A 25,350-nucleotide genomic window follows, 5' to 3' on the forward strand; every position below is an offset into this window, starting at 1 on the left:
TCTGCTGCTGTCCGCTCTTGGGGGCGGTTTAGGCCGCCCCCGCCGCTTGGGCATCCCCTCGCCAGAAGGAGAGAGGAGAATGACTAATGCCCATCTCAAAGTTTTGCACTTCGATTTGGAATCTTCATTATTTTCACAATTGTTTGCTCCCTACTCTCGCGGAAATGATTTAACTTTGCAGATAGAATGGATCGCCGTCATTTCTGTAAAATAGCATCACTTGCCGCCGGTGCGCTCGGTTTTGGAGCTGTACCGGCTGTCGCGTCTGCAAGCCCGCGACTTTCTCAGTCCGTTTCCGGATCGTCTCTTGCTTCCATGCCCTCGCCCGGATGCCTGATCTCGGTGCTCCGGCGGGAATGCCATCAGGATCTGCAGGCCATCTTCCTTGACGATCCTGACGCGGGGCCGTGCCGCTCGTTCAGCAGCGGCGATGAATTCAGCTTCCGCGCCGGCGACCATTGTCCCGCCGACTTCTGTCCGCGCCTGTGGTCTGCCGTCTGCACCACCATAAGTCAGACCTCATGCGAGCCATCTTTGAAAGAGGAGACAATGGTCATCTCTTGTCCTGACGGCACACGCCCTGTGATAGTCAGGATCGACATAAACAACGACAACAACTTTTAACCTGTTTATCTCTCACGTTCTTCCGTAAATGAAAAAACTCTCTGTTTTCACAGCCCTGGCAGCGCTTGTTCTCTCAGCCTGCAGCAACTCCACCAATTGCGAATCAGCCTCATGCACCGTATCATCAAAAGATGCTGCCATTGAAAACATAATGACCCGCACAAGTGTCCGCGACTACACTGAGGCTACGATTTCAGAAGCTACGATCGACACTCTTCTCCGCGCCGGCATGGCCGCTCCTACAGCCCGCAACCGCCAGCCCTGGAAATTCCTTGTCGTTACCGAACGTGCCTCACTCGACTCTCTCGCCCAGGGCAACTGGAAACCCGCAGCCAAGGCCCAGGCAGCGATCATCATATGCGGTGACCTCTCCAATCCTCTTGAAGGCGAAGGCAGAGACTATTGGGTGCAGGACTGCTCGGCCGCTACCGAAAACATCCTTCTTGCCGCCAATGCCGTAGGCCTCGGCGCAGTCTGGTGTGGCTGCTACCCTATCAGCGAACGTGTCACCCTCGTCAAAAAACTCTTCGGAATGCCTGACGAGATCATACCTCTCAGCCTCGTAATGCTCGGCTACCCAAACGGCGAGCAGACTCCGAAAGACAAATACAAAGCCGACAATATACACTATAACAAATGGTAAAACCATCCCTTTAGGTTATTCGGGAAATAATTTGTACTTTTGCAAAAATTTTCTGAAAACACCTGTAAATATATAACAACAGATAGCTTTTTTAGCAAAAACATAACCCTATGTCAAAAAGATTCCCTGAATACAGCGGCTTGAACCTGCCGGAAATCAATGACTCGGTGCTCGAAAAGTGGAGCGCTGAAGATGTCTTCGCCCGCACAATGTCGGAGCGTGAAGGTTGTCCTTCGTTCGTATTTTTTGAAGGTCCTCCTTCCGCCAACGGAAAGCCGGGCATACACCATGTACTTGCCCGCACTATAAAAGACATTTTCTGCCGCTACAAGACCATGCAGGGCTTCCAGGTGAAACGCAAAGCCGGATGGGACACCCACGGTCTACCTGTGGAACTCGGTGTGGAAAAAAATCTCGGAATCACCAAAGAAGACATCGGCAAGAAGATCTCTGTCGACGAATACAATGCCGCATGCCGCCGCGAAGTCATGAAATATACCGGCGAATGGGAAGACCTCACCCGCCGTATGGGCTATTGGGTCGACATGCCGAACGCCTATATCACCTACGACAACCGCTACATCGAAAGCGTGTGGTGGCTCCTTGGCGAACTCTACAAAAAAGGCTATCTCTACAAAGGCTACACCATCCAGCCCTACTCTCCCGCCGCCGGCACCGGCCTCAGCTCACATGAGCTCAATCAGCCCGGATGCTACCGCGACGTGAAAGACACCACCTGCGTGGCCCAGTTCCGCGTAGTTGATGACAACGCTCCCGCGCTCGCGCCCTACCGCGACATCCTCTTCAAGTGGGGAACTCCCTACTTCCTCGCCTGGACAACCACCCCCTGGACCCTTCCTTCCAACACTGCTCTCGCTGTCGGTCCGGACATCACCTATAATATAATACGCACCTACAACCCCTATTCAGGCAAACCGGTGACCGTAGTAGCGGCTGATGCCCTCATGGGATCGCTCTTCAACGCAAAAGCCAAGGATCTGCCTCTCGACAGCTACTCTAAAGGTGACAAGCTGATACCCTATGAAGTCGCAGCCCAGGTTAAAGGCCTCGATCTCGTCGGCATCAACTACGAACAGCTCCTCCCCTGGGTCAATCCCGGCGAAGGCGCATTCCGCGTGATACCAGGTGACTATGTGACCACCGAAGACGGTACCGGCATTGTCCACATCGCGGGCACATTCGGCGCCGATGACCTCCGTGTGTCAAAGCAGAACGCCATTCCCCCGCTCCATCTCATCGACCGCGACGGAAACATCCGGCCGATGGTCGACCTGACAGGCCGTTTCTACCTCCTTTCAGACCTCGACCCGAAATTTGTTGAAGAGATGGTAGACATCGAAGCCTACACCCCCTGGCAGGGCCAGTACGTCAAAAACGCCTACGATCCCGAAGCGAACGAAGAGACCGAGACTCTCGATGTGAAGATCTGCATGGAACTCAAAGCCACTGACAAGGTCTTCAAGATCGAAAAGCATACCCACAACTATCCCCACTGCTGGCGAACCGACAAACCGGTGCTCTACTATCCGCTCGATTCATGGTTCATCAAAACAACCGCCGTGCGCGAACGCCTCATGGAACTCAACGACAGCATCAAGTGGAAACCCGCCTCCACAGGCAGCGGCCGTTTCGGAAAATGGCTCGAAAACCTCCAGGACTGGAACCTCTCGCGCAGCCGCTACTGGGGCACTCCGCTCCCCATCTGGCGCACCGAAGACGGCGCTGAAGAGCTCTGCATCAGCTCAGTAGAACAGCTCTATACCGAAATCGAACATGCTGTCGAAGCCGGACTCATGACCGAGAATCCCTATAAGAAAGCAGGCTTTGTTCCCGGCAACTACACCAAAGACAACTACGAGAAGATCGACCTCCACCGTCCCTACGTTGACGACATCATCCTTCTCTCCCCCTCCGGCAAAGCCATGCGCCGCGAAAAAGACCTCATTGACGTATGGTTCGACTCAGGCTCAATGCCCTACGCTCAGATCCACTATCCGTTCGAAAACAAAGAAGCCTTTGACAACCGCGAAGTCTATCCCGCAGACTTCATCGCCGAAGGTGTCGATCAGACACGCGGATGGTTCTTCACTCTCCACGCAATCGCAGGCATGGTGTTCGACTCCATATCCTACAAGACCGTGATCTCCAACGGCCTCGTGCTCGACAAATACGGCAACAAGATGTCGAAGCGCCTCGGCAACGCCGTCGACCCCTTCGGCCAGATCGGCCAGTATGGCGCCGACCCCGTGCGCTGGTACATGATCTCCAACTCATCGCCGTGGGACAACCTCAAATATGACGAAAAAGGCGTCCTGGAGACTTCACGCAAGCTCTTCTCGACCCTCTACAACACATACAGCTTCTTCGCACTCTACGCCAACGTAGACAGCTTCGACCCCTCGGCTCCGCAGGTGCCCGTTGAAAAGCGCCCTGAGATCGACCGCTGGATACTCTCCCTGCTCAACACCCTCATCCGCGAAGTGACCGAAGCCCTTGACGACTACGAGCCCACCCGTGCGGCCCGCGCAATCGGCGAATTCGTCGGCGACAACCTCTCCAACTGGTACGTGCGTCTCAACCGCAAGCGCTTCTGGGGCGGCGACATGACTGATGACAAACTCGCAGCCTACCAGACCCTCTACACCTGTCTGCACACCGTCACCCTCCTCATGGCGCCATTCGCCCCCTTCTTCGCCGACCGCCTCTACCGCGACCTCACAGGCTCTGAAAACTCCATCCACCTCGACCGATACCCCGTGGCCGATCCATCGCTCATCGATCCCGACCTCGAAGAGCGCCAGAAACTCGCCCAGGACATCACCTCGATGGCCCTCGCACTGCGCCGCAAAGTCAACCTCAAAGTGCGTCAGCCGCTCCACACCATCATGGTGCCCGTGGCCGATGAAAAGCGCCGCGCCGCCGTCGAAGCCATAATGGACCTTGTCAAAAGCGAAATCAACGTCAAAGACCTCAAGATCGTAGGCAATGACGAAGGCATCCTTGTCAAGAGCGTGAAGCCCGACTTCAAGAAACTCGGCCCGAAATTCGGCAAAAACATGAAAGCCGCAGCCGAGATCATCAAGAACCTCGACGCCAAATCGATCGCCGCTCTCGAACGCGACGGACATCTGTCGTTCGACCTCAACGGCACCCCCGCCGAAGTAGAGCTTTCAGACGTGGAGATCATCTCCGAAGACATCCCCGGATGGCTCGTGGCAAACGAAGGCAGCCTCACTATAGCCCTTGACGTCACCGTGACTCCCGAACTCCGTCGTGAAGGCATAGCCCGTGACATCGTCAACCGCATCCAGAACATCCGCAAGGCCCGCAACTACGACATCACAGACCGCATCCGCCTCGTCTTCGCTCCCGGAGCCGACACCGACGATGCCATCCGTGACTTCGCCGACTACATTTCGCGTCAGGTGCTCGCCACCTCTCTCGAAATCGTTCCGCTCGCCGACTCTGCCGAAGGCATTGAGGAACTCTCGATGGACGACGTAACCGCACGTGTGCTCATCTCGCTTGACAAATAAGATTCTTACTTCGTAAATCTATATCCTAAAACTATTTTACGCAACACTTGATCCAATGAGTGAAAAGACCCGTTACACAGACGAGGAGCTCCTCGAATTCAAGGAGCTGATCCTCCAGAAGCTTGAAAAGGCTCAGAAAGAGTATGACTCTCTGCGCGGCCTGATCAACAACACTGACGGAAACGACACTGCCGACACATCGCCGACATTCAAAATCCTCGAAGAGGGTGCCAGCACCCTCTCCAAGGAAGAAGCCGGCCAGCTTGCCCAGCGCCAGCGCAAGTTCATACAGCACCTCCAGAACGCCTTGATCCGCATCGAGAACAAGACCTACGGCGTATGCTGTGAAACCGGCGAACTCATACCAAAGGAACGTCTACGCGCCGTCCCCCACGCCACCCGAAGCGTTGAAGCCAAAAACTCGCAGAAGAAAAAGTAATCTGCTCAACTGATTTTATTAACGCACCCCCTTTAAAGCCCGATGCTCAAAAGCCGTACCGCAATAGCCTCCATGATCATCATCCTTGTCGTGCTGATCGACCAGGCTGTCAAAATATGGATCAAGACTCATTTCTATCTGGGAGAAGACCTGCAGATCTTCTCCTGGTTCCACTTGTATTTCATTGAAAACAACGGCATGGCTTTTGGCATGGAGCTGGGAAGCAAACTCGCCCTGACACTCTTCCGCATCGTTGCCGTAGGCTTCCTGATCTGGTACATCATACGCATTAGGGCGCTGCGCTCAGTCCCCGCTGGCTACATCATGTGCCTCGCCTTTGTGACAGCCGGAGCCGCAGGCAACATCTTCGACTGCGTGTTCTACGGACTGATCTTCAACAACCCTATGCCACCCCAAGTCGCCACCATCTTCCCCGAAGCCGGAGGCTACGCTCCTCTCTTCCTCGGCAAGGTGGTTGACATGCTCTACTTCCCGCTCTTCAGCTTCGTCTGGCCCGACTGGATCCCATTCGTAGGCGGGCAGGAGTTCCTCTTCTTCCAGCCGATATTCAACATCGCCGATGCCGCCATCTCTTGCGGAATCATAGCGCTCATACTCTTCTACCACCGCTACATCCTCGGCCCGAAAGCCCTCGCGGAACTCCCTGTCAGACACTGACATCAACCACCTACCATTCCACCTTTCACCCCCCTCTGAACACCGACGTGCGCCATCTTCCCCTGATCATCGTCTCCACACTGCTTCTGCTCCTCGTTGCCTGCGGAAAAACTCCCGGCTATGTCATATCGCCCGACAAAATGGCCGAGATCATGGCCGATCTCCACACCGGCGAAGCCGTAGTCGATGCCAATGGAGCAGCCTATCGCAACGACTCGGTCAAAAGAGCACTCATGCAATCCATCTGCGAGATCCACGGAGTCACGACCGCCGATCTCGACACCTCGCTATACTGGTATGGAAACAACCTCCCCGAATATGTCAAGGTCTACGACAAGACCATTGAAATCCTCAACGCCCGTATAGCCGAAGTAGAAAAATCCGGAGCAAAAACCGCCGGCCGAATCCAGCGCGACACTCCTGACGGAGACTCTGTCAACATCTGGCGCGGACCGCTCATGCGCCGCAACACCGCCGGCAACCCCTCTGACTTCATCTCATTCACCTACAACTCAGAGCGCAACTGGGAACGCGGCGACCGCTACACCCTCTATGCCCGTCCGCTCAACCCCCACTCGCCCCTGTTCATGACCCTCGCCGTGACCTACAACGACGGCACCGCCGAATACGTCACCCTCAACCAAGGCTCCGAGGGCCGCAAACAGCTCACACTCGTCCTCGACTCTGCCAAGACTGCAACCAACCTCTACGGCACCATCCACTACTCCGCAGGCCGGGGTGAAATCTCCTATATCGACTCCATAGCCCTCGTCCGCACCCGTGGCCGCAACGACAACGTCAAAGCCCGTCAGGCTCAGCACACCGTCAAAATACGCTAAGAGGTTGTTTAAAAACATCATGCCACAGACCATAATATCAGTCAGAGTCCACGCTGCCGTGGCCCACGGCAGAATCACACGCAACGCCATAGTCCGCTACCCGTCCGAGCCACAGACGGACATTCCACCGATTGTCAAACCATTCGAAGGCGAAATCCACTCGACCATCGACCTCAACGGCATCGCCGTCATAGTCCCCGCCGCCTACAGGCTGCCTGAGTCACTGACCCCGCCCGACCACATCTCAGCTCCGGGAGCATTCGACGCCTATCTGACCCTGCTTGCAACCTCAGTTCCACCCGTAACCGCCACTGACACAGCCGGAGTCATCACCATAGAGTTCTGACACACACAATTTTTCACGCACCACCGCGTTATGTAATAAGACAACCAATCATCTTTAGCCAACACATCCCGCATAATGCACGGCCACGGACTCCGTTTTAAGATACTCCTGCTCCTCCTCACCCCCCTGCTTGCCCTCCTCACCGAAGGACAAGTCAAAATCCACGGCAAAATCACCGACAGCGAAGGCAAACCCGTTGAATTCGCCACCGTCCGCATAGGCGGAACCATCATCGGCACCACTTCCGGACTCGAAGGCGACTACACCCTGTCATGCCCGGCCGCTGACACCATTCACATCCACTTCTCCTGCATAGGCTACCGTGAAGCCACCCGCGCGCTCATCGACGCCAAAGGCGACGTCACCCTCAACATGCGCCTCCAACTGAGCACCGAAATGCTCCAGCAGGTCGAAGTCACCGAACTCAAAAAGCAGACCGGATCGGTCGGCAAAATCGATGCCACAGAACTCCGCAAAAGTCCCGACGTACAGGGAGGCAGCGTAGAAAGCCTCATCACCACAATGGCCGGCGTCACCGGATCAAACGAAATGTCAGCCCAGTACTCCGTCCGCGGCGGCTCATATGACGAAAACTCCGTCTACATAAACGGCATCGAAGTCTACCGCCCGCAGCTCATCACCTCAGGCCAGCAGGAAGGCCTCAGCATCATCAATCCGGACCTTGTCGGCTCCATAGGCTTCTCGACCGGAGGCTTCCCAGCCGAATACGGCGACAAAATGTCATCTGTCCTCGACATCACCTACCGCCAGCCCCAGTCATTCGAAGGCTCGCTCAGCGCAAGCCTCATGGGCGGTTCGCTCACCGTCGGCCAAGCATCAGGAAAATTCTCCCAGCTCCACGGCATCCGCTACAAACGTAACTCCTCGCTGCTTGGATCAATGGACACAAAAGGCGAATACAACCCGGCATTCTTCGACTACCAGACATCGCTGACCTGGCAGTTCTCCAAAAAACTCAAAGCATCCTTCCTCGGCAACATCGGTCTCAACCAATATAAATTCACACCTCAGAACCGCACCACCACCTTCGGAACGACAGCCGATGCAAAGAAATTCACCGTCTACTTCGACGGTCATGAAAAAGACCGCTTCGACACCTACTTCGGAGCCCTCTCTCTCGACTACCGCATTAACCGCGGCACCAACCTGCAGCTACTCGCATCAGGCTATCTGACAGACGAACTCGTGGCCTACGACATTTCCGGCGAATACTGGCTTGACCAGGCCGGCACTTCCGATGTAGGCGGCGAACTCGGCGTAGGACGCTATCACGAACACGCCCGCAACCGCCTCAAAGCCTCCGTACTCTCCATCGCCCTGAAAGGACAGTCAGCTCTCAACCCCCGCCACACCCTCACCTACGGCATCAGCCTCCAAAGCGAAAAAATCATGGACCGCAGCCGCGAATGGGAGCTGCGCGACTCTGCCGGATTCTCACTCCCCGCCACAGGCTCGGAACTCCGTATGGTCTACAACCTCGACTCCCGCCACGACCTCAGCTCCACACGCCTCTCGGCCTTCGCCCAGGACGCATGGAAGCTCAGCACCTCCGCCGGCTTCCTCACCGTCAACGCCGGCCTGCGCCTCAGCTACTGGAGCTTCAACAGAGAACTGCTCCTCAGCCCGCGCCTCAACATCGGCTTCATCCCCGACAAAGCCCCATCATGGGCCATCCGATTCTCCACCGGACTCTACTACCAGTCACCGTTCTACAAAGAATACCGCATGCCGGTCATCGATGACAAAGGCAACCGCACCATCCTGCTCAACTCCGGCATAAAATCGCAGCGGAGCTTCCACCTCATAGCCGGAACCGACTACACCTTCCGCGCCCTCAGCCGCCCCTTCAAGCTCTCAGGCGAAATATACTACAAAGCCCTCTCCAGCCTCGTCCCCTACGAAATAGACAACCTGAAGATCGTCTACTCCGGCCTTAACGAAAGCTCAGGCTACGCCGCCGGCATCGACATGAAACTCTTCGGACAGTTCGTGCCAGGAAGCGACTCTTGGATCAGCTTCTCGCTCATGAAGACAAGCGAAAACCTCCACGGCGTAAAAGTGCCACGCCCTACTGACCGCCGCTATAGTTTCGGCATGTTCTTCACTGACTATTTCCCGAAATTTCCACGCCTAAAATTCGCCCTGCGCGGCATCTTCATGGACGGACTGCCATCAACCGCACCCCGCTCCACACGCGACAAGGGCTACTTCCGTATGCCGGCCTACAAGCGTGTCGACATAGGCCTATCCTACGCCCTTCTGCCCGAACTCAAAGAAGGAGAATCACGCTCAGGCTTCGGACGCCACATCAAAAGCGTCTGGTTCGGGCTCGACCTCTTCAACCTCTTTGACATCTCCAACGTAGCCTCCTACTATTGGGTCACCGATGTCAACAACATCCAGTATGCCGTTCCAAACTACCTCACCCGCCGTCAAATAAATCTACGGCTCACAATCGACTTCTGAATATGAACCGCACCAAGACCTTTCTGTTTTTTCTGACACTCCTTTCAACCGTTGCGCCCTTGCCTTTGGCCGCTCAGATCGACGAAGAGACCATTCAGCACATCGACTCTTACGTCAACGTCAACCCTGACAGCGCCGTTATCCTGTGTAACAATGCGCTTGCCCAAATGCCCGCCAAAGCATCAAGCCACAAGTCATATCTGCTGGCCATACGAGGAAATGCCCACTTCACCCTCGGCAACAATGCAGCCGCTATAGCCGACTTCAAAGCCTCATTCAGAGCAGCCGAAGAAGTAGCCGACACGACAGCCTGCGTCAACGCCCTCTCTGACCTCGGTGTGACCTATCGCGTCAACCAGCAGACAGACTCAGCCCTGATCTGCTACAAGCAGGCACTCGCCATGCTTCAATCGAGCGATTCGCCTGATCTTGAAGCCAGCATACTCACCTCAATAGCCGTCCTGTTTGCAAACCAGGCCCGTCTTGACGAAGCCGTATCATTTGCGGAAAAAGGGCTCGAAAAAGCACGCCTGACAGACGACATCCAGACTCAGATATATGCAGCATCATCGCTCGGATCAGCCCTCTTCCTTGCCGGACACCACGAACGGGGCCTCCAGACCCAACGCTACATCATCGGAGTAGCCGAAAAGAAAGGAATCCCGCGCTACATGCTTAAGACCTATGCCCCGATAATCGCCATGCACAACCGTCTCGGCCACCCCGACTCCGTCAGATACTACATTGACCGCGGAAACGCAGTGCTCGACAAAGTCCCGGAAGCCTCAGTCGAATCCATCGGCTTCCTCGAACAGAGCTTTGTCATACTCACAGACATGGGCCGTTATCGAGAAAGCCTTGACATCCAGAAGAAAATTCTGGCCATGCAGGACTCACGCCCCTTCATACCGCTCGACCGCCTATGGCAACGCATAGCCCTCAACTACAAAGGACTGGGCGACATTGAAAAAATGGATGAAGCCTACCAGACAGCCATCGCCATTGCCGACAGCATCCACCAGAGCGACATCAACGATCAGATCTCCGACCTGAACATCCGCTATCATACCGCCGAAAAAGAACTCGCCATAGCCAACCTGCAAGCCGAAAAATCGCGGCGCGACACAATCATCGCTCTCATAACGGCAGGAGTGATAATAGCCTCACTCCTACTGATAATATATCTACGTGCGCGACGCCGGAAAATCGAAGTCGAAAACATCCGCGCCAGACTCGACGGCATCGAACAGGAACGCGGACGCCTCGCCCATGAACTCCATGACGGAGTCTGCAACGATCTTCTCGGCATTGAGCTCACACTGGCCGCAGGCCGCTGTGACACCGGAGAACTTTCAGAAATGATCCGCACCACACGCAACGAAGTCCGCTCCATATCCCACGAGCTCCTTCCCCCTCGCTTCAACGGCCTTTCTCTGACACAGCTCATAGCCGCCTACGCCCAGAAAAGCGAAGGATTCGTCAGCTACCAGCCCTCTGCCGGCGCAATTGACATCGACCCGGAAAAATCAATCAACCTCTACCGCATCATCCAGGAATGGACCGGAAACCTGCGCCATCACAGCACAGCCACCTGCGCAACGGTAAGCCTGGCGGAATCCGAAGGAGAAATCACTCTTGACATCACCGACAACGGCGCCCCCTTTGACCCCTCGGCAGTCACATCCGGCGGACTCGGCCTTGAAAATCTCAACCGCCGTGTGAAAGCTCTTCAGGGCACACTGAACTTCTTCGAAAAAAACGGAACCAACCACATATCCGTCAAATTTTTTAAATAAAATCGACCGCACTCACGGATTTCCGTGATTTATATATCAACGCATTTGCCTAATTTTGTGGTGTGAAATATTTAGACAACGTTTTCACCACCCCCTATGGCAAAATCTGATATGAAAATCCTCTTGGTCGATGACCATGATATTGTGCTCCGCGGAATGCGCCATCTCATTGAGGACATTCTCGGAGAGGAATGTCATGTGGATGGAGCCATGACCGCAGCCGAAGCCCTCTCCCAGACGTCATTCCGCACCTATGATCTATGCTTGCTCGATGTCGAGCTGCCAGACGCGCCCGGCATAACGCTTCTTCGCAAAATACGTCAGATCTGTCCGGGCATCAAAATTATCGTAAACACAATCCATGAGGAACTGTGGATCATCAAAGACTATTTTGATGCCGGAGTCGAAGGAATATTGTTCAAAGACGTGCTCTCATCCGAAATTGCCACCGCAATCCGCCGTGTGGCCGATGGCGACACATATTTTTGCAAACGGGCCGAGCAACTGCGACGCCTGATTGAAACCTATGAAATGCCCAGCCCCAAGGAGCTCGAAGTGCTCCGTCTCATAGCCTCAGGCAAAAAGACTGATGACATTGCCGCAGAAATGGGACTGAGTTCCAACACCATCGAGACCCACCGCCGCCACCTCCTCAGCAAACTCCACGCACGCAACTCCGCTGAATTAGTACTCAACGCTGTCAACCACGGGCTGCTCCCCACATCGCGCATCTGATCTGCAATCCATCGCCACACCCAACACAATCAATAAAAACTTATCAATCACTCATCACATGAAAAAATTACTATCTTATCTCGCAGCAATCTGTCTGTCATGCACTGTCCTGACCGCCTGCGGTGGTCCTTCTTGGGACCCTGAACGCGCCCAGGAACTTGATTCAAAGGAATTCGAAAGCCTTACACCCCAGGATTTTGACGAAATGCTCGACCTCATGGAAGGTTATTGCTTTAACTCAGACATACCCAAATCAGGGTCCGAAGAGTGGGACAAGCTCACCGAAGAGCAGCGTGACGAATATCGCGCCTCATTACGTATGTTCATGAGACTCTCAGGCACAGCGAAATCTATGGCAACCGCTACCAAACGGGTGGTTTCCGACTCTCAGGTCGAAGCATATGAAGCGCTTATTAAACGCGTCAAAGAAGAAATGATAAAAAAGCAATAATAAATAACCTGATTTTTTTAACCTGACTTAATCATTATATATTCCACAGCCACAAGGCTACACCCCCTGATCTTAGACTCAAATCAGGGGGTGATCACTTTAGAGGGCATTTCACAACAACGTCCTATTATCACCTCATTTTTTCTAAGAAACTGTAAAAAACAGCATCTAATACCCCTATTCCGAATCATAAACCAATTCATTTCACCCCATGAAATCAGTATTCAGCAAAATAACATTAATTATTGCCGTCGGAGCAGCCATGCTCACAGCCTCATGCTCGAAAGAAGTTCCCGAAACCTATGTCGCCGTAAAGATGGCGGGAATCGAACTGAAATCTTCGCCCGACGCAAAATCAGAAACAATAGCCCCTGCATCAATGGGCGAAATCTTCCGCTTCACGGAATTTCCGGCCGACGGATGGGTTAAAGTCCGCAACATCGCCACAGGCACCGAAGGCTATCTCGACACCCTTGCCTTCTCCCGTTCAAAATTCCCCCTCCTCGCACCCGAACTCGCCGAACAGGAAGTCGACGAAGCCTATCTCGTCAACACCGAAACAACCGACATTTGCGAGCAATCTCTCGGATGGTCATTCTGGAAAGTTGGCGACGGAGATGATGTCAGAGCCTTTCTGTCAGAATCTACCGTTTACACCGACGGCCGCATCAGAGGCTACCAGACTTATTATAAAGGTGTAGCCCGAAACGGCTACCTGCTTCTTGACGAACAGGTGGAATATGGCGAAGAAAACGGCACTAAACTCGAATCGCCAATCATCGTATGGGAAGACATCGCTGACCATCACGGAGTTTACGTCAACGGAAAACTCTACATGCCCGCAAACTCCGGCTCCGGCTTTGACACAGATGACTGGGGCGAATAATAAATATAAAAATAAAAAATTAATATGAAAATAACAACTCTGAACTCAGCCTTCCGCACACTGTGCATTGCCGTCATGACTGTCACAGCAACAGGCGCTTCTGCTTCAATCCCTTTGGCAGGCATCTATGAAATGAATGACAAGGAAGACATGAGCAAGCATCAGATGTATCTGGAACTGGATTTCATAAATTCACGTCCCGACTTCACTCAGACATTCACCACAAAAAGGTCTGAATTCAAATTGCTTCCGAGCGATTTCATGCGGGCCAAAAAACTCAGCCGCGAATTCAAGGGGACAACGGCTCCGGGGTTCGGCAAATATCGCCACCACATGCTGTTTTCAAGTTCCGAAGAATTTCGCATAACCAATCCCCGCCTTAAGAAAGGCATCATCCTTGTTGAGTGGGAAAACACCTTAGGGAAAAAAGGTGAGGCCATTATCATTCCTCAGCCCGATGGCTCTCTCGTGACCTATGGTCTGACCACTTTCGACCGGCTCATAGGCCCCGACGGCCATAAATTGACACTTGTCAAAAGCCTTTTGCCAGATAAAGACAATGACAATAGCGATAAGCCCGACAAAGAAAAAACGGAAACATTTACGGCTGACGGAGGCCTTGTGCAAGAAATAATAACTATCTGTACCTACCCCGGTGGTGTGCCCGACGCTATCAAACGCCTACGGGAACTGCCTGATGACGATACTCCGGCAACGGCTCAGAAACCTGTCGCCACCGCCAAGCCACAGGCTTCAGAGAAACGCCCCGCTACGACTACGATTCCGGAAGACAAGAAAGACGACACTTTCAACACATTTGTCAGCAACGACGGAAGTATTTGGAGGGCAAACTCTACTTTGGCCAAATTGGGACTGGGTAAAACCGGCGTGATGGTAGCAAGTGCCACATTCACAGACGGAGGCAACGGCACAGTTATAATGAACATGGCTCAGGATATCGCACCGGGAAACTGTAAGGGTTATCATTTCGAATACATTTACTCCGGAAAAGTGGTCGGGAAAACCGTAGTATTTGACAAAATCACAGTTACCGTCCGTAATGGCGTTCGTGACCCGGACGCACGGCCAAAACCGGCTCCCAAAAACGAACCAAACGTCATCACACTCCTGTCACCGACAACCTTTGATTTCTCTGGCTTGAAATTCACCAAAATGAAATAATCACAGCCTCACTCAAAGAAGAATACCAATAACCCGCACCGATAGTAGCTTATGTAACGACTGTTCAGCCTACATGCCGGACAGTCGTTACTTATCTTGCATCTTATAACGCAATTGCGCACAAACTTTATCAGAAAAATTTTGCCGGTTACTGGAAAATCACTACCTTTGCAGCCGAAAAAGTGTGCCCGCCGAATTTCCGGCGGACCGAAACAAACACCAATCACTATAATTAATCAACCAAAATGCATTACGAAACCGTTTTCATTTTAACTCCCGTTTTATCTGACCAGCAGATGAAGGAAGCGGTAGAAAAATTCGAGAAGGTGCTCACCGACAACGGCGCATCAATCGTAAACGAAGAAATCTGGGGCCTTCGCAAGCTTGCTTATCCCATCCAGAAGAAATCTACCGGCTTCTACTCACTCGTTGAGTTCGACGGCGATCCCACCCTCGTCAAGAAACTTGAAACCGCATTCCGCCGCGACGAACGCGTGCTTCGCTTCCTCGTGTTCCGTCTCGACAAGTATGCAGCTGAATACGCTGAAAAGCGTCGCAGCAACCGCGCTAAAGAAACAACCACAGTCACTGAAGAAGCAAAGGAGAACTAAATCATGGCACAAGCATCTGAAATCCGCTACCTCACTCCCCTGTCGGTAGACGTTAAGAAGAAAAAATATTGCCGTTTCAAAAGAAGCGGAATCAAATACATCGACTACAAGGATCCCGAATTCCTGAAAAAGTTCCTCAACGAACAGGGCAAAATCCTTCCCCGCCGCATCACCGGCACCTCGCTCAAATTCCAGCGTCGTGTGGCTCAGGCCGTTAAGCGCGCCCGCCACCTTGCCCTCCTCCCCTACGTTACCGACTTGATGAAATAACTTTAAAAGCTATCAGGAATTATGAAGATCATTCTCAAAGAAGACATCGCCAACCTTGGCTACAAAGACGATGTAGTCGAAGTCAAGAACGGATATGGTCGCAACTACCTTATCCCGACCGGCAAAGCCGTGATTGCAACCGAATCAGCTCTTAAAGTTCTTGCTGAAAACCAGCGTCAGCGCGCCCACAAGCTCGCCCGCATCAAGGCTGAAGCCGAAGCCGCCGCAGCCACTCTTCAGGACGTTAAGCTCACCATCGGTGCCAAGACCTCTTCTACCGGCACTATTTTCGGCTCTGTAAACGCCATCCAGATTGCAGAAGCTCTCGAAAAACTCGGCCACAACGTGGACCGCAAGCTAATCTCGCTCGACCCCGTCAAAGAAGTCGGCAACTACACAGCTATCATCAAGCTCCACCGCGATGTTACTGTAAACGTGCCCTTCGAAGTTGTTTCTGAATAATCATCCTTCAGCAAACCCTTCAACGGAAAAAGCATAAAAATATCAGGCGACCCTATGCTGTTCATAGGGCCGCCTGATTTCTTCTGAAAATCACCGTCAGGCAGACTCCGGCATCCCACCCTCCCCGGTGTCGGCTGTCGGCTGTCGACGGCTGACAGCAGACACCGGCAGATAACACATTTTAACAACTCCGGCTTTTTCCCCGATTCATCGTCTAAAGCACCCTGTAGGTAGATAAGAGCCTCCGCCCGATTAAACTTTTGAGTAATTTTACGGTCAGAATTGACAGTCAACAATAATCCACCAACCAACAGAACTGAAAAAGAGAACTGAAAAGAATGACACGTTTCAACCGTTTAACATTGCTGTTCACCCTCCTTCTGATTTCATTCACCACCTCCTTAGCCGCAAACATCACCGGCATAGTGAAAGATCTCGACACACAGGAACCGCTCCTTGAAGCAGCCATCAAACTCGTTGCTGCAAAAGACAGCACTTTCATAGCCGGAACAACAACAGACATCGACGGCAAATTCACACTCTCAGGCATAAAAGCCGGAAAATATATTCTCACCGTAAGCTACATCGGATATGCCGATCTCGAAAAACCAGTCACCGTCGGAGCCTCCAACCTCCGCCTCGGAGTGCTCGGCATCAAAGAATCCTCCCACATGCTCGGCGAAGTCAGCGTGGTAGCCGTAAAGACCCCCATCAAAGTGATGGAAGACACCGTTGAATACAACGCCGACTCATACCACACACAGCCAAACGCCGTGGTTGAAGACCTTCTCAAACGCCTTCCCGGCGTAGAGGTCGGCACCGACGGATCAATCACAGCCAACGGAAAAACCATCAGCAAATTCCTTGTCAACGGAAAGGAATTTTTCAGCGACGATCCCCAGGTAGCTTCCAAAAACCTTCCCGCCAACCTCATCGACAAACTCCAGGTAGTTGACCGAAAAAGCGATATGGCCCGGCTCACAGGAGTCGATGACGGAGAAGACGAGACTGTCATCAACCTCACATTCAAACAAGACATGAACCAGGGTTGGTTCGGCACCGCCGAAGCCGGCTACGGAACCGATGACCGCTACACCGGCTCCTTCAACCTCAACCGTTTCTGGAACGGAAACCAGGTAACACTCCTCGGCAACTTCAACAACACCAACCAGATAGGCTTCACTGACAGCAACGGCAGCCGCTTCCGCCGCTTCGGAGGCAACAACGGCATCACCGAATCGCGAGCACTCGGCCTGAACTTCAACGTGGGCAAGGAAGAGATCATCCGCGTAGGCGGCGACATCATGTGGAGCAACACCGATGCAAAGACCATCACCAGACAGGAACGCCAGTATCTTTTCGAAGACTACTCCACATATTCGAAAATCAACAAATCCGTCCGCGACCGCGGCAACAACTTCCGCGGTGACTTCCGTGTGCTTTGGAAACCAGACTCATTCAACACCCTCGAATTCCGCCCCAACTTCTCGCTCAACTTCAACAAATCTGAAGACCACGAGCTGACAGACTACTTCAACTCCTCGATGGTGCAGGCAAGTAAAAACAATGCCCGCAGCAGCAGCGACGGCGACTCATATGAATTCGGAGGACGCCTCATATACTCCCACAACTTCAAGCGCCACCGCGGACGCGCGTTCTCGATCTCCGGACAATACAAATACTCAAACGTAATCGAGACCGGCACATCGGTCAACGACTTCATCCGCTATATCATGGACGAAGACGCCGACAACTCCCAGGACACATCAGACCTCCTCGACCAATACAACGACAACCACACCTGGAGCAACCAGGTGATGGGCCAGTTCACCTGGACCGAACCGCTCGGCAACGTCAGCAACGGCAACTTCCTCACCTTCAGCTACCGCATGAACTACCGCTGGAACAACGCCGACAAACTCGTCTACAACATCCCTGAGGACTACGAATACGGTGACATCATGCCCCCCGTAACCCTCAACCCCGACGGCACCCTGACCACAATCGAACCCGATCCGGACTACTCAAACCGCTACCGCAACAACTCCTTCAACCAGAACATCCGTCTCGGCTACAAGAAAGTCACCAAAAACTCAACTCTCGAAGCAGGCCTCTCACTGGTGCCGCAGATGTCAAAGTCGATCTACCTCGACAACTCCGACAAAAACATAGACCGCTGGGTGTGGAACTACGCCCCCTTCCTGCGCTACCGCTACAAATTCAGCAAGCGCCGATCCATCCAGCTCAACTACCGCGGACGCTCATCTCAGCCCTCTATGGCCCAGCTGCAGCCCGTGGCCGACATCTCCAACCCGACCAACATCATCCAGGGTAACCCAAACCTCGACCCATCGTTCACCCACAACGTCAACATCCGCTTCCAGGATTTCAACACCGAATCGCAGCGAAGCATCATGCTCATGGGCGACTTCCAGATTACACAGAACTCCATAATCTCCAAATCGCTCATCAAGGATGACGGTACACGCGAAACAACCTATGCCAACGTCAACGGTGTCTGGAGCGGCCGCGTGATGAACATGTTCTCCATGCCCCTGCGCAACAAGAAATGGAGCCTCTCAAACCACGTCTTCGTCAACGCAAACCGCTCGGTAGGTTTCAACAACGGCCAGCGCAACGCCTCGCTCTCCTTGAGAATCAACGAGAGTCCGGGCATCACTTTCCGACCCGATCATTTCGAACTCGAACTGCGCCCGCGCTATTCAATGGAAACCACCTTCAATAGTGTTCAGAAAAACGCTGACCAGACAGTACACACCTACGGCGGACGCTTCGACGGCACCTACTACACTCCCTGGGGACTCACCCTGCAGTCCGACATCAACTACTCGGCCACCTCAGGCTATGCCGCCGGCTACGACACACGCACATGGATGTGGAACGCCACCATCTCCCAGCAGTTCCTGCGCAACAAGGCTCTGACTCTCGCCGTGAAAGTCTATGACCTTCTCAACCAGCGCAACAACATCCGCCGCAACGTCACCGCCAACTATATCGATGACACCCGCTACAACTCACTCACCCGCTACTTCATGGTGACTCTGAGCTACCGCTTCAACACCTTCGGCAAAGGCAACGAACCTTCGGCCGCAGGCGGAGGCGATTTCATGAGAGGCCACGGCGGTTGGCCCGGCAGAGGACCCGGCGGCGGTCCCGGTCGCAGGAACTGATAAATTTTTCCTGACAAAGCAGAAAAGTTTCGCCTTACAGGCTACATCAAACCGTAAAATCGTGTCAAGAGCTAAAAATCAATGCTTTTGACACGATTTTACCTTTTATCACCACTGCTTTGAATCTTTTTTACCCTCCTTTGAGGTCAGTTTGAGATAATTTTGCACTATTACAATTGCACATTTTTTGCATCACAAATCAATATCTCAAACTCAATAAGTCCATGAAAAATTTTGCATCCCTGCTCGCGGCAGCCGCCCTGATCTTTGGAGGATCTCAGTCGGCCGATGCTGCGAAAAAGGTCCACACCATCGGTGACAGCACTATGGCCAACTACGACGAATCGGCCACCATCACCAGAGGGTGGTGTCAGTATCTCCAACAGTTCCTCGATGGAATCGAAGTAAACAACCGCGGCAAAAACGGCGCTTCAAGCAAAAGTTTCTATAAGGAAGCCGCCTTCTGGACCTCTGTCAAGACTCAGATGTCGCCCGGCGACTACGTCCTCATCCAGTTCGCTCACAACGATGAAAAGACGCAGGGCATGGACGGCGACGAACTGATTGCCTACTACAAATCCATCGGCGATGACGCTCAGGCTGCCGCAACAGACTACCGTGGCACCAACCCCTCGACCACATATAAAGAATATCTCCGCAAATACGTCACCGAGACGCGCGATGCCGGCTGCATCCCTATCCTTGTCGGCCCGATCTGCCGCATGTACTTCTCCGGCAACGACATCCGCCGCAACGGCCGCCACGACCTCGGTGACAATTTCTCGAAACTGACCTCAAGCGGCGTTTTAACCTCTCAGAAAGTAGCTGCATCTGACAATTCTATGGACTATGTCTGGCAGATGGAGCAGGTTGCCAACGAGATGAACGTTCCCTTCATTGACCTCACTACCGCCACAGCCGACCTCTATCTCAGCTACGGCGACTCTGACTGCCATTCGATTCTCAGTGACGGCGACGGCTCCACCCACCTCAGCGCCGTAGGTGCCGCCCTGATCGCCCGCCGCTTCGCAGGCCTTTGCCGTGAAGCCGGTGTCATGTCCGAGCACATCCGTCTCACCTCCGACCTCAGCGTCAGCCCCTCTGCCGCCGACCTCGGCCGGGGCTATGTAGGTCAGACTCTGACCAAGGAACTCATGGTGACAGCCTTTGACCTCACTCCCGCAGCCGGTCAGCTCACCGTCACAGCCGAAGGCAATGCCGAAGTCTCGACCGATCTGACCGAATGGAGCAAAAGTGCAAGCGTCAGTTACGAAGGCGGCACCATCATCAGGCGCTTCTCTGTCCGCATGACTCTTGAATCTGACAACAACGATGCGAAAATCATTGTCAGCGCCGGAGGCAAGTCCACAGAGATCCCCGTCACCGCCTCTGCCGTCCAGCTCTCAGGTGGCACCGAAGTCACCGCCTACTGGCGCCTTGAAAAAGATGACAGCTACACTCTTTCAGGACCCGCCACCGTCATCCCGGAATCATGGGTAGGCATGACTTTGCAGAAATACTCCAACCCCAACGCCAACACCGTCTGGCCCGAAGGCACCGGCTTCGAGGCCTCGCGCAAGACTCAGCGCAATGTCATTCAGGGCGACAGTTGGCCCGCCGGCGAAATCGACGAGGTCTCTACCCGCTACATCGAATTCGGCATCACAGCCATGCCTGAAACCACACTCAACATCGACGAAATCAGCTACTACATGTGTGGCTGCGGCGGCAACGGAATGTGTGTCCACGTCTACTATTCTACCGAAGATGATTTTTCCGACACCAAACTCATCTATGAAAAGAAAAGTATGCCCGCCAACACTATGCTCGACGGCACCGTCCGCCCCATCATCTCGCTTGAAGGCGGCAAGTCGCTCCGTCTGCGTTTCTACCCCTGGTACAACTCCGCAGCCACCGGAAAGACCATCTGCCTTTCCGACATCCGCTTCCACGGCTGGGCCACTGCCTCCGGCGAATCCGGCATAGCTGAAATCGAGGGCGACCGCACAATTGTCGAGACGAGCTACTACACTCTTCAGGGCTGCCGTGTCAGTAATCCCTCGTCAGGATTCTACATTGCCCGCAGCCTTTACTCCGACGGCTCTGTCAAAACCGAAAAAGTGATCCTCTGATACGCATCATAACCAAATCTATACCTTATTCCATGTCATCCAACTATTTAAAGAAATTGGCTCTTGCGGCCCTTATAGCTGCCGGAACCGTCGCGGGCGTTTCTGCTCAGACCACGCTCGCCTCTTGGACTTTCGACGGTGGCTATGACAAAGCCGCAGGCGAAGGCCTTCAGCAAATTTACACTCCCAACGGAAATGCCTGGGCTGCCATCGGCCACTACTGGTTCAAAGACCAAGTCCCAGTCTTGCGTCCTGACGAAGCCGTAGGCAATTCAGCCGATTACTCTATGTCGGCTTACAGCGAAAACCGCTACTGGCAGCTCTGCGAAGGTTATCAGAACTACGTTTTCCGCATCGACAACAGCTCTGCTGAAAATAACTGCTCTGACTACACCGATCCCTCGCAGCATAAAGCCTACTTTGAATTCTCTTTCCCGACCAAAGGCTACAAGGGCATCAGCATCGACTATGCAATGGCTCCGGGCAACAATGTTGTAACTCCCGTCAAGCTCATCATGTCAGTCGACGGAGGCAATTCATGGTTCGACGGCGGCACGAACGACACGAGCGCGGCCTGGTACATATATAACAAAGCAAGCGTATCAATCTCAGCCAACAACAAAGACAATGTCATCGTCCGTCTGCTCCCCACAGTAGGCACAACCAACTGGAATCTCGACTATTTCACAGTGACCGCCGCCGAGGAAGCCGGCGCCACCACAGTCGACTCTGACATAGATTACTCATGGCCTTTCGACAAGGGCCCTGCAAGCGATCTCAACGCAGTTGCCTCGCTTGACGGCACAACCTCGGTTGCAAGTCTCTCGATCGGCAGTAACCTGTTGATCAAGGGTGTCCGTACCGATGGCGGCATCTCGGCAACGATGGTCGAACCCGTTGTCGGCAAAAACACGGCAAATGATGAAGCCAACGCTCTTTCATTCATCATCCGTCCCAAAAAGGGTCTGAAATTCCAGCCCGGAAAATTATCATTTCAGGCAAGCCGCGTAGGCACCAACGGCGGCAAATTTGACGTTGGCGTGACGGTTGACGGCTCCGAGTCTCTTGTCGCCACCAATATCACTCCCGCACTCGTCAAAAACGAGCCCTACTACTCGCTCTGCGAATACGATCTCAGTTCATTGCCTGCCACTGACGGGCCTGTCCTTATCAGAATCTACATCAAGGACCTTGATGCAAGCAAACAATATGCTTTCCAAAACATCAGACTCTCAGGCAAAATCAGCGGTGCGATCGAAGAAGTTCCCTCCTACACTCTCAGCCTGAAATCCGCTATCCACGCAGCCGGAACCATCTCCTCCACCCCCGGCGGAGCTGAATTCGATGCCGGAACCGCCCTCACGGTCTCTGTCACTGAAAACTTCGGCTATCACTTCACCTCTTGGACCGATGCCTCCGGAAAGACAGTCTCAACTGCCAACCCCTACTCGTTTGAAATCAGCGAAAACACTGAGCTGACCGCCAATTTCGACCAGAATAACGTCTACCCCCTCAACCTCAAAATCGAGGGCGGTGCCAATGTCAATCAGGTGCTTTTCGCCCCGGAAGGCAACGTAGTTGATGGCGTCCACTACTACGAAGAGGGCACCGATGTCCGGCTCACCACTGTCAACAACCGCATCCTGACCTTCAACAACTGGGAAGACAACACCACGGCTCCCTCGCGTGAAATCCGCATGGACGGCGAGAAAAACCTCACCGCCGTGTTCTCGGCCGACGACTACATTGTCGGATGGGACTTCTATTTCGACCAGCCTGCAAGCGAGCGCGCCGCTGACTACAAAGCCGAAAGCGACAACGCCGGCCTGCTCAGCCTCCGCAACCCCGAAGGCAAGACCACTTCTTGGCTCACACGCGGTGTCGGCAACGGCGCTGAAAATGGCAAATGGGGTGCACGCATCTGGAAAAACCTCTCGGAGCAGAACTACTTTGAAGTGTCATTCTCGTCCGTAGGCTACACCAACCTCGTCCTCTCTGCCGCCCTCGGCATCTCCTACAATTCCTATACCGTCATCAACGCACAGTACAGCACCGACGGCCAGAACTTCAACCCCTTCGGCACCTACAACCTCAAATCAGGCTGGACTTCCAACGAGTTCAACCTCCCCGCCGAAGCTGCCGGACAGCAACGCGTCTGGATCCGCTTCATGCCTGACCGCACCTCTCCGCTCGTCGGCAACACCAGCGACAATGACGGTCTCAGCATCGCCGAACTCTACATCCTCGCCGACCGCGAAAGCGCCAACGATGATGTTCCCCCCGTACTCGTAAGCACCATCCCCGCCGACGGAGCTGACGGAGCTTCCGCAACCGGTTCAATCATCCTTACTTTCAACGAAAAAGTCCTGACCGGCACCGGCAACGCCACTCTCAACGGCGAGACCATCGCTCCTACCCTCAGCGGCAAGAGCATCGTCTACAACTACAACAGTCTTGACTACAACACCACCTATACGTTCACCGTTCCCGCCGGAGCCATCACCGACCGCAGCGGCAACGCCTTCGCAGGCACCACTCTGACATTCACCACAATGGAGCGCTCGCAGCCCGAAACACGTCTCTTTGACGCTATCGTAGCCCAAGACGGCAGCGGTGACTACGCAACCGTCCAGGATGCCATCGATGCCGCTCCCGCCAACCGCGTGAAACCCTGGCTCATCTTCGTCAAAAACGGTAACTACAACGAACACGTCGACATCCCCGCATCCAAGCCCATGCTCCACATCATCGGCCAGGACCGTGACAAAACCGTCATCCTCGACGACAAGCTTTGCGGCGGTGACAATGCCCTCCATGTAAGCGTAGGTGCCACCGTAGTCGTGAATTCCAACGACTGTTTATTCGAAAACATCACTCTCGAAAACTCCTACGGCCACGAACGTCAAGAAGGTCCTCAGGCTCTCGCCCTCAACACCACCGGCGACCGCACCATCTTCAACAACGTAGCCATGCTCTCCTATCAGGACACCTGGATCACTCCGTCAACCTCAGCTTACCGCGCTTATGTCCGCGATTCATTCATCGAAGGTGCTGTAGACTTCATCTACAACAGCGGTGACATCTTCATTGACAATACCATCCTCTACATCAACCGCAAGAGCGGCGGCTACATCGTGGCTCCCTCTCACGGAACGGACGTAAAATGGGGCTATGTCTTCAACAACTGTACAATCACAGCTCCCGGTGTGCCCTCGGAAACCTCCGTATGGCTCGGCCGTCCCTGGCACAACTACCCCAAGACCGTCTTCCTCAACACCCGCGCCGAGGTGACGATCCCCGCCACCGGATGGTATGAAACTATGGGCGGACTCCCCGCAATCTGGGCGGACTGGAACACTGTTGACGCCAACGGCAATCCCCTCGATCTCTCACAGCGCCGCGACACATACTACTACATGGACAACGGCGAAAAGGTCTACGGCAAAGCCAAAAACTCGCTCACTGACGAAGAGGCGGCACAGTACACCGTGCGCAACGTCCTCTCCGGATCCGACAACTGGGAACCCGTCATCAAGACCGAATCCTGCGCTACTCCCTCAGCCGGCCTGAGCAATGGCGTGATCTCATGGGATGCCGTGCCCTATGCCATCTGCTATCTCATCACCAAGGGCGATGAAGTCATCGGATTCACAACTGAAACTTCAATGACAGTCGACCCGGCCGTCAGCCGTGCCAATGAAAGCGGCTATTCAATCCAGGCTGTCAACGAATTCGGCGGTCTCAGCCCCAAAGCAGCCGTCATCAACGGTTCTGTGACCGGAATCAGCGAAATTGAAGCTGACGCAAACGGCCAAGGCGAGATCATCGAGATCTACGATCTCCAGGGTCGCCGTCTGAACGCTCCCGCGAGAGGTCTGAACATCGTCCGCCGTCTTTGCAGCGACGGAAGCATCAAAGTTGAGAAGCTTATTTTCTAAAATTTATCGAACAGCGATAGTATTTTAAACACACATTCATATACGCGATAGCAGAGTGCGGCCCGTTGATGGAATCGCACTCT

At 53.7% G+C, this 25,350-nt stretch carries 20 protein-coding genes; all 20 read left to right on the forward strand.

The annotated features are described in order from the left end of the window. The coding region (locus tag C5O23_RS14445) for a hypothetical protein (RefSeq protein WP_205743427.1) at nucleotides 1-214 on the forward strand (214 nt) is incomplete at its 5' end. Continuing rightward, on the forward strand, nucleotides 187-624 hold the full coding sequence (locus tag C5O23_RS05480) for a TIGR04076 family protein (protein ID WP_107031946.1): 438 nt from the start codon (nucleotides 187-189) through the stop codon (nucleotides 622-624). The genes C5O23_RS14445 and C5O23_RS05480, both read left to right, overlap by 28 nt. A 28-nt stretch (nucleotides 625-652) precedes the next feature. Beyond that, nucleotides 653-1,267, forward strand: coding sequence for a nitroreductase family protein (locus tag C5O23_RS05485; protein WP_107031947.1), 615 nt, complete (start codon nucleotides 653-655; stop codon nucleotides 1,265-1,267). A 110-nt stretch (nucleotides 1,268-1,377) separates the two neighbouring features. Beyond that, nucleotides 1,378-4,824, forward strand: coding sequence for an isoleucine--tRNA ligase (gene ileS / locus C5O23_RS05490; protein WP_107031948.1), 3,447 nt, complete (start codon nucleotides 1,378-1,380; stop codon nucleotides 4,822-4,824). 55 nt (nucleotides 4,825-4,879) lie between these two features. Beyond that, nucleotides 4,880-5,263: a TraR/DksA family transcriptional regulator gene (locus C5O23_RS05495; RefSeq protein WP_107031949.1), complete on the forward strand. Its 384-nt coding sequence runs from the start codon at nucleotides 4,880-4,882 to the stop codon at nucleotides 5,261-5,263. Nucleotides 5,264-5,305: 42 nt separating this feature from the next. Further along, nucleotides 5,306-5,941: a lipoprotein signal peptidase gene (locus C5O23_RS05500; protein WP_107031950.1), complete on the forward strand. Its 636-nt coding sequence runs from the start codon at nucleotides 5,306-5,308 to the stop codon at nucleotides 5,939-5,941. Nucleotides 5,942-5,988: 47 nt separating this feature from the next. Beyond that, nucleotides 5,989-6,780, forward strand: coding sequence for a DUF4296 domain-containing protein (locus C5O23_RS05505; RefSeq protein WP_107031951.1), 792 nt, complete (start codon nucleotides 5,989-5,991; stop codon nucleotides 6,778-6,780). A 19-nt stretch (nucleotides 6,781-6,799) separates the two neighbouring features. After that, nucleotides 6,800-7,126, forward strand: coding sequence for a hypothetical protein (locus C5O23_RS05510; RefSeq protein WP_107031952.1), 327 nt, complete (start codon nucleotides 6,800-6,802; stop codon nucleotides 7,124-7,126). Nucleotides 7,127-7,201: 75 nt separating this feature from the next. Continuing rightward, complete coding sequence (locus C5O23_RS05515; RefSeq protein ID WP_107031953.1) at nucleotides 7,202-9,613, forward strand: TonB-dependent receptor; 2,412 nt, start codon at nucleotides 7,202-7,204, stop codon at nucleotides 9,611-9,613. A gap of 2 nt (nucleotides 9,614-9,615) precedes the next feature. Beyond that, on the forward strand, nucleotides 9,616-11,409 hold the full coding sequence (locus tag C5O23_RS05520; RefSeq protein ID WP_107031954.1) for a tetratricopeptide repeat protein: 1,794 nt from the start codon (nucleotides 9,616-9,618) through the stop codon (nucleotides 11,407-11,409). Between the two features lie 111 nt (nucleotides 11,410-11,520). Beyond that, on the forward strand, nucleotides 11,521-12,144 hold the full coding sequence (locus C5O23_RS05525; RefSeq protein ID WP_161553555.1) for a response regulator: 624 nt from the start codon (nucleotides 11,521-11,523) through the stop codon (nucleotides 12,142-12,144). 58 nt (nucleotides 12,145-12,202) lie between these two features. Further along, complete coding sequence (locus C5O23_RS05530; protein ID WP_107031956.1) at nucleotides 12,203-12,595, forward strand: hypothetical protein; 393 nt, start codon at nucleotides 12,203-12,205, stop codon at nucleotides 12,593-12,595. Nucleotides 12,596-12,806: 211 nt separating this feature from the next. Beyond that, on the forward strand, nucleotides 12,807-13,481 hold the full coding sequence (locus C5O23_RS05535) for an SH3 domain-containing protein (RefSeq protein ID WP_107031957.1): 675 nt from the start codon (nucleotides 12,807-12,809) through the stop codon (nucleotides 13,479-13,481). Nucleotides 13,482-13,505: 24 nt separating this feature from the next. After that, on the forward strand, nucleotides 13,506-14,663 hold the full coding sequence (locus C5O23_RS05540; RefSeq protein ID WP_107031958.1) for a hypothetical protein: 1,158 nt from the start codon (nucleotides 13,506-13,508) through the stop codon (nucleotides 14,661-14,663). A 245-nt stretch (nucleotides 14,664-14,908) separates the two neighbouring features. Then, complete coding sequence (gene rpsF, locus C5O23_RS05545) at nucleotides 14,909-15,274, forward strand: 30S ribosomal protein S6 (RefSeq protein WP_107031959.1); 366 nt, start codon at nucleotides 14,909-14,911, stop codon at nucleotides 15,272-15,274. Further along, a complete protein-coding gene (gene rpsR, locus C5O23_RS05550) occupies nucleotides 15,275-15,544 on the forward strand; it encodes a 30S ribosomal protein S18 (protein WP_172480316.1) in 270 nt (89 codons plus the stop codon). 21 nt (nucleotides 15,545-15,565) lie between these two features. Further along, entirely contained in the window at nucleotides 15,566-16,006 is a 441-nt protein-coding gene (gene rplI / locus C5O23_RS05555) for a 50S ribosomal protein L9 (RefSeq protein ID WP_107031961.1), read from the forward strand. A gap of 338 nt (nucleotides 16,007-16,344) precedes the next feature. After that, complete coding sequence (locus C5O23_RS05560; RefSeq protein WP_107031962.1) at nucleotides 16,345-19,197, forward strand: TonB-dependent receptor; 2,853 nt, start codon at nucleotides 16,345-16,347, stop codon at nucleotides 19,195-19,197. A gap of 224 nt (nucleotides 19,198-19,421) precedes the next feature. After that, entirely contained in the window at nucleotides 19,422-21,329 is a 1,908-nt protein-coding gene (locus tag C5O23_RS05565; RefSeq protein ID WP_107031963.1) for a GDSL-type esterase/lipase family protein, read from the forward strand. Nucleotides 21,330-21,361: 32 nt separating this feature from the next. After that, the gene (locus tag C5O23_RS05570; RefSeq protein ID WP_107031964.1) at nucleotides 21,362-25,267 is read left to right on the forward strand and encodes a pectinesterase family protein; all 3,906 of its coding nucleotides are present in this window, start codon (nucleotides 21,362-21,364) and stop codon (nucleotides 25,265-25,267) included. Nucleotides 25,268-25,350: the final 83 nt, after the last annotated feature.

The organism is Duncaniella muris (assembly GCF_003024805.1).
Lineage (GTDB): Bacteria > Bacteroidota > Bacteroidia > Bacteroidales > Muribaculaceae > Duncaniella > Duncaniella muris.

What these genes read in the sequence shown, in the direction of transcription:
- C5O23_RS05515 (WP_107031953.1), top strand. Translation starts at nt 7,202, where the DNA reads ATGCACGGCCACGGACTCCGTTTTAAGATACTCCTGCTCCTCCTCACC.
- rpsF (WP_107031959.1), top strand. Translation starts at nt 14,909, where the DNA reads ATGCATTACGAAACCGTTTTCATTTTAACTCCCGTTTTATCTGACCAG.
- C5O23_RS05535 (WP_107031957.1), top strand. Translation starts at nt 12,807, where the DNA reads ATGAAATCAGTATTCAGCAAAATAACATTAATTATTGCCGTCGGAGCA.
- C5O23_RS05570 (WP_107031964.1), top strand. Translation starts at nt 21,362, where the DNA reads ATGTCATCCAACTATTTAAAGAAATTGGCTCTTGCGGCCCTTATAGCT.
- C5O23_RS05495 (WP_107031949.1), top strand. Translation starts at nt 4,880, where the DNA reads ATGAGTGAAAAGACCCGTTACACAGACGAGGAGCTCCTCGAATTCAAG.
- C5O23_RS05485 (WP_107031947.1), top strand. Translation starts at nt 653, where the DNA reads ATGAAAAAACTCTCTGTTTTCACAGCCCTGGCAGCGCTTGTTCTCTCA.
- C5O23_RS05530 (WP_107031956.1), top strand. Translation starts at nt 12,203, where the DNA reads ATGAAAAAATTACTATCTTATCTCGCAGCAATCTGTCTGTCATGCACT.
- C5O23_RS05560 (WP_107031962.1), top strand. Translation starts at nt 16,345, where the DNA reads ATGACACGTTTCAACCGTTTAACATTGCTGTTCACCCTCCTTCTGATT.
- rplI (WP_107031961.1), top strand. Translation starts at nt 15,566, where the DNA reads ATGAAGATCATTCTCAAAGAAGACATCGCCAACCTTGGCTACAAAGAC.
- C5O23_RS05480 (WP_107031946.1), top strand. Translation starts at nt 187, where the DNA reads ATGGATCGCCGTCATTTCTGTAAAATAGCATCACTTGCCGCCGGTGCG.
- C5O23_RS05500 (WP_107031950.1), top strand. Translation starts at nt 5,306, where the DNA reads ATGCTCAAAAGCCGTACCGCAATAGCCTCCATGATCATCATCCTTGTC.
- C5O23_RS05540 (WP_107031958.1), top strand. Translation starts at nt 13,506, where the DNA reads ATGAAAATAACAACTCTGAACTCAGCCTTCCGCACACTGTGCATTGCC.
- C5O23_RS05525 (WP_161553555.1), top strand. Translation starts at nt 11,521, where the DNA reads ATGAAAATCCTCTTGGTCGATGACCATGATATTGTGCTCCGCGGAATG.
- C5O23_RS05565 (WP_107031963.1), top strand. Translation starts at nt 19,422, where the DNA reads ATGAAAAATTTTGCATCCCTGCTCGCGGCAGCCGCCCTGATCTTTGGA.
- ileS (WP_107031948.1), top strand. Translation starts at nt 1,378, where the DNA reads ATGTCAAAAAGATTCCCTGAATACAGCGGCTTGAACCTGCCGGAAATC.
- C5O23_RS05510 (WP_107031952.1), top strand. Translation starts at nt 6,800, where the DNA reads ATGCCACAGACCATAATATCAGTCAGAGTCCACGCTGCCGTGGCCCAC.
- C5O23_RS05520 (WP_107031954.1), top strand. Translation starts at nt 9,616, where the DNA reads ATGAACCGCACCAAGACCTTTCTGTTTTTTCTGACACTCCTTTCAACC.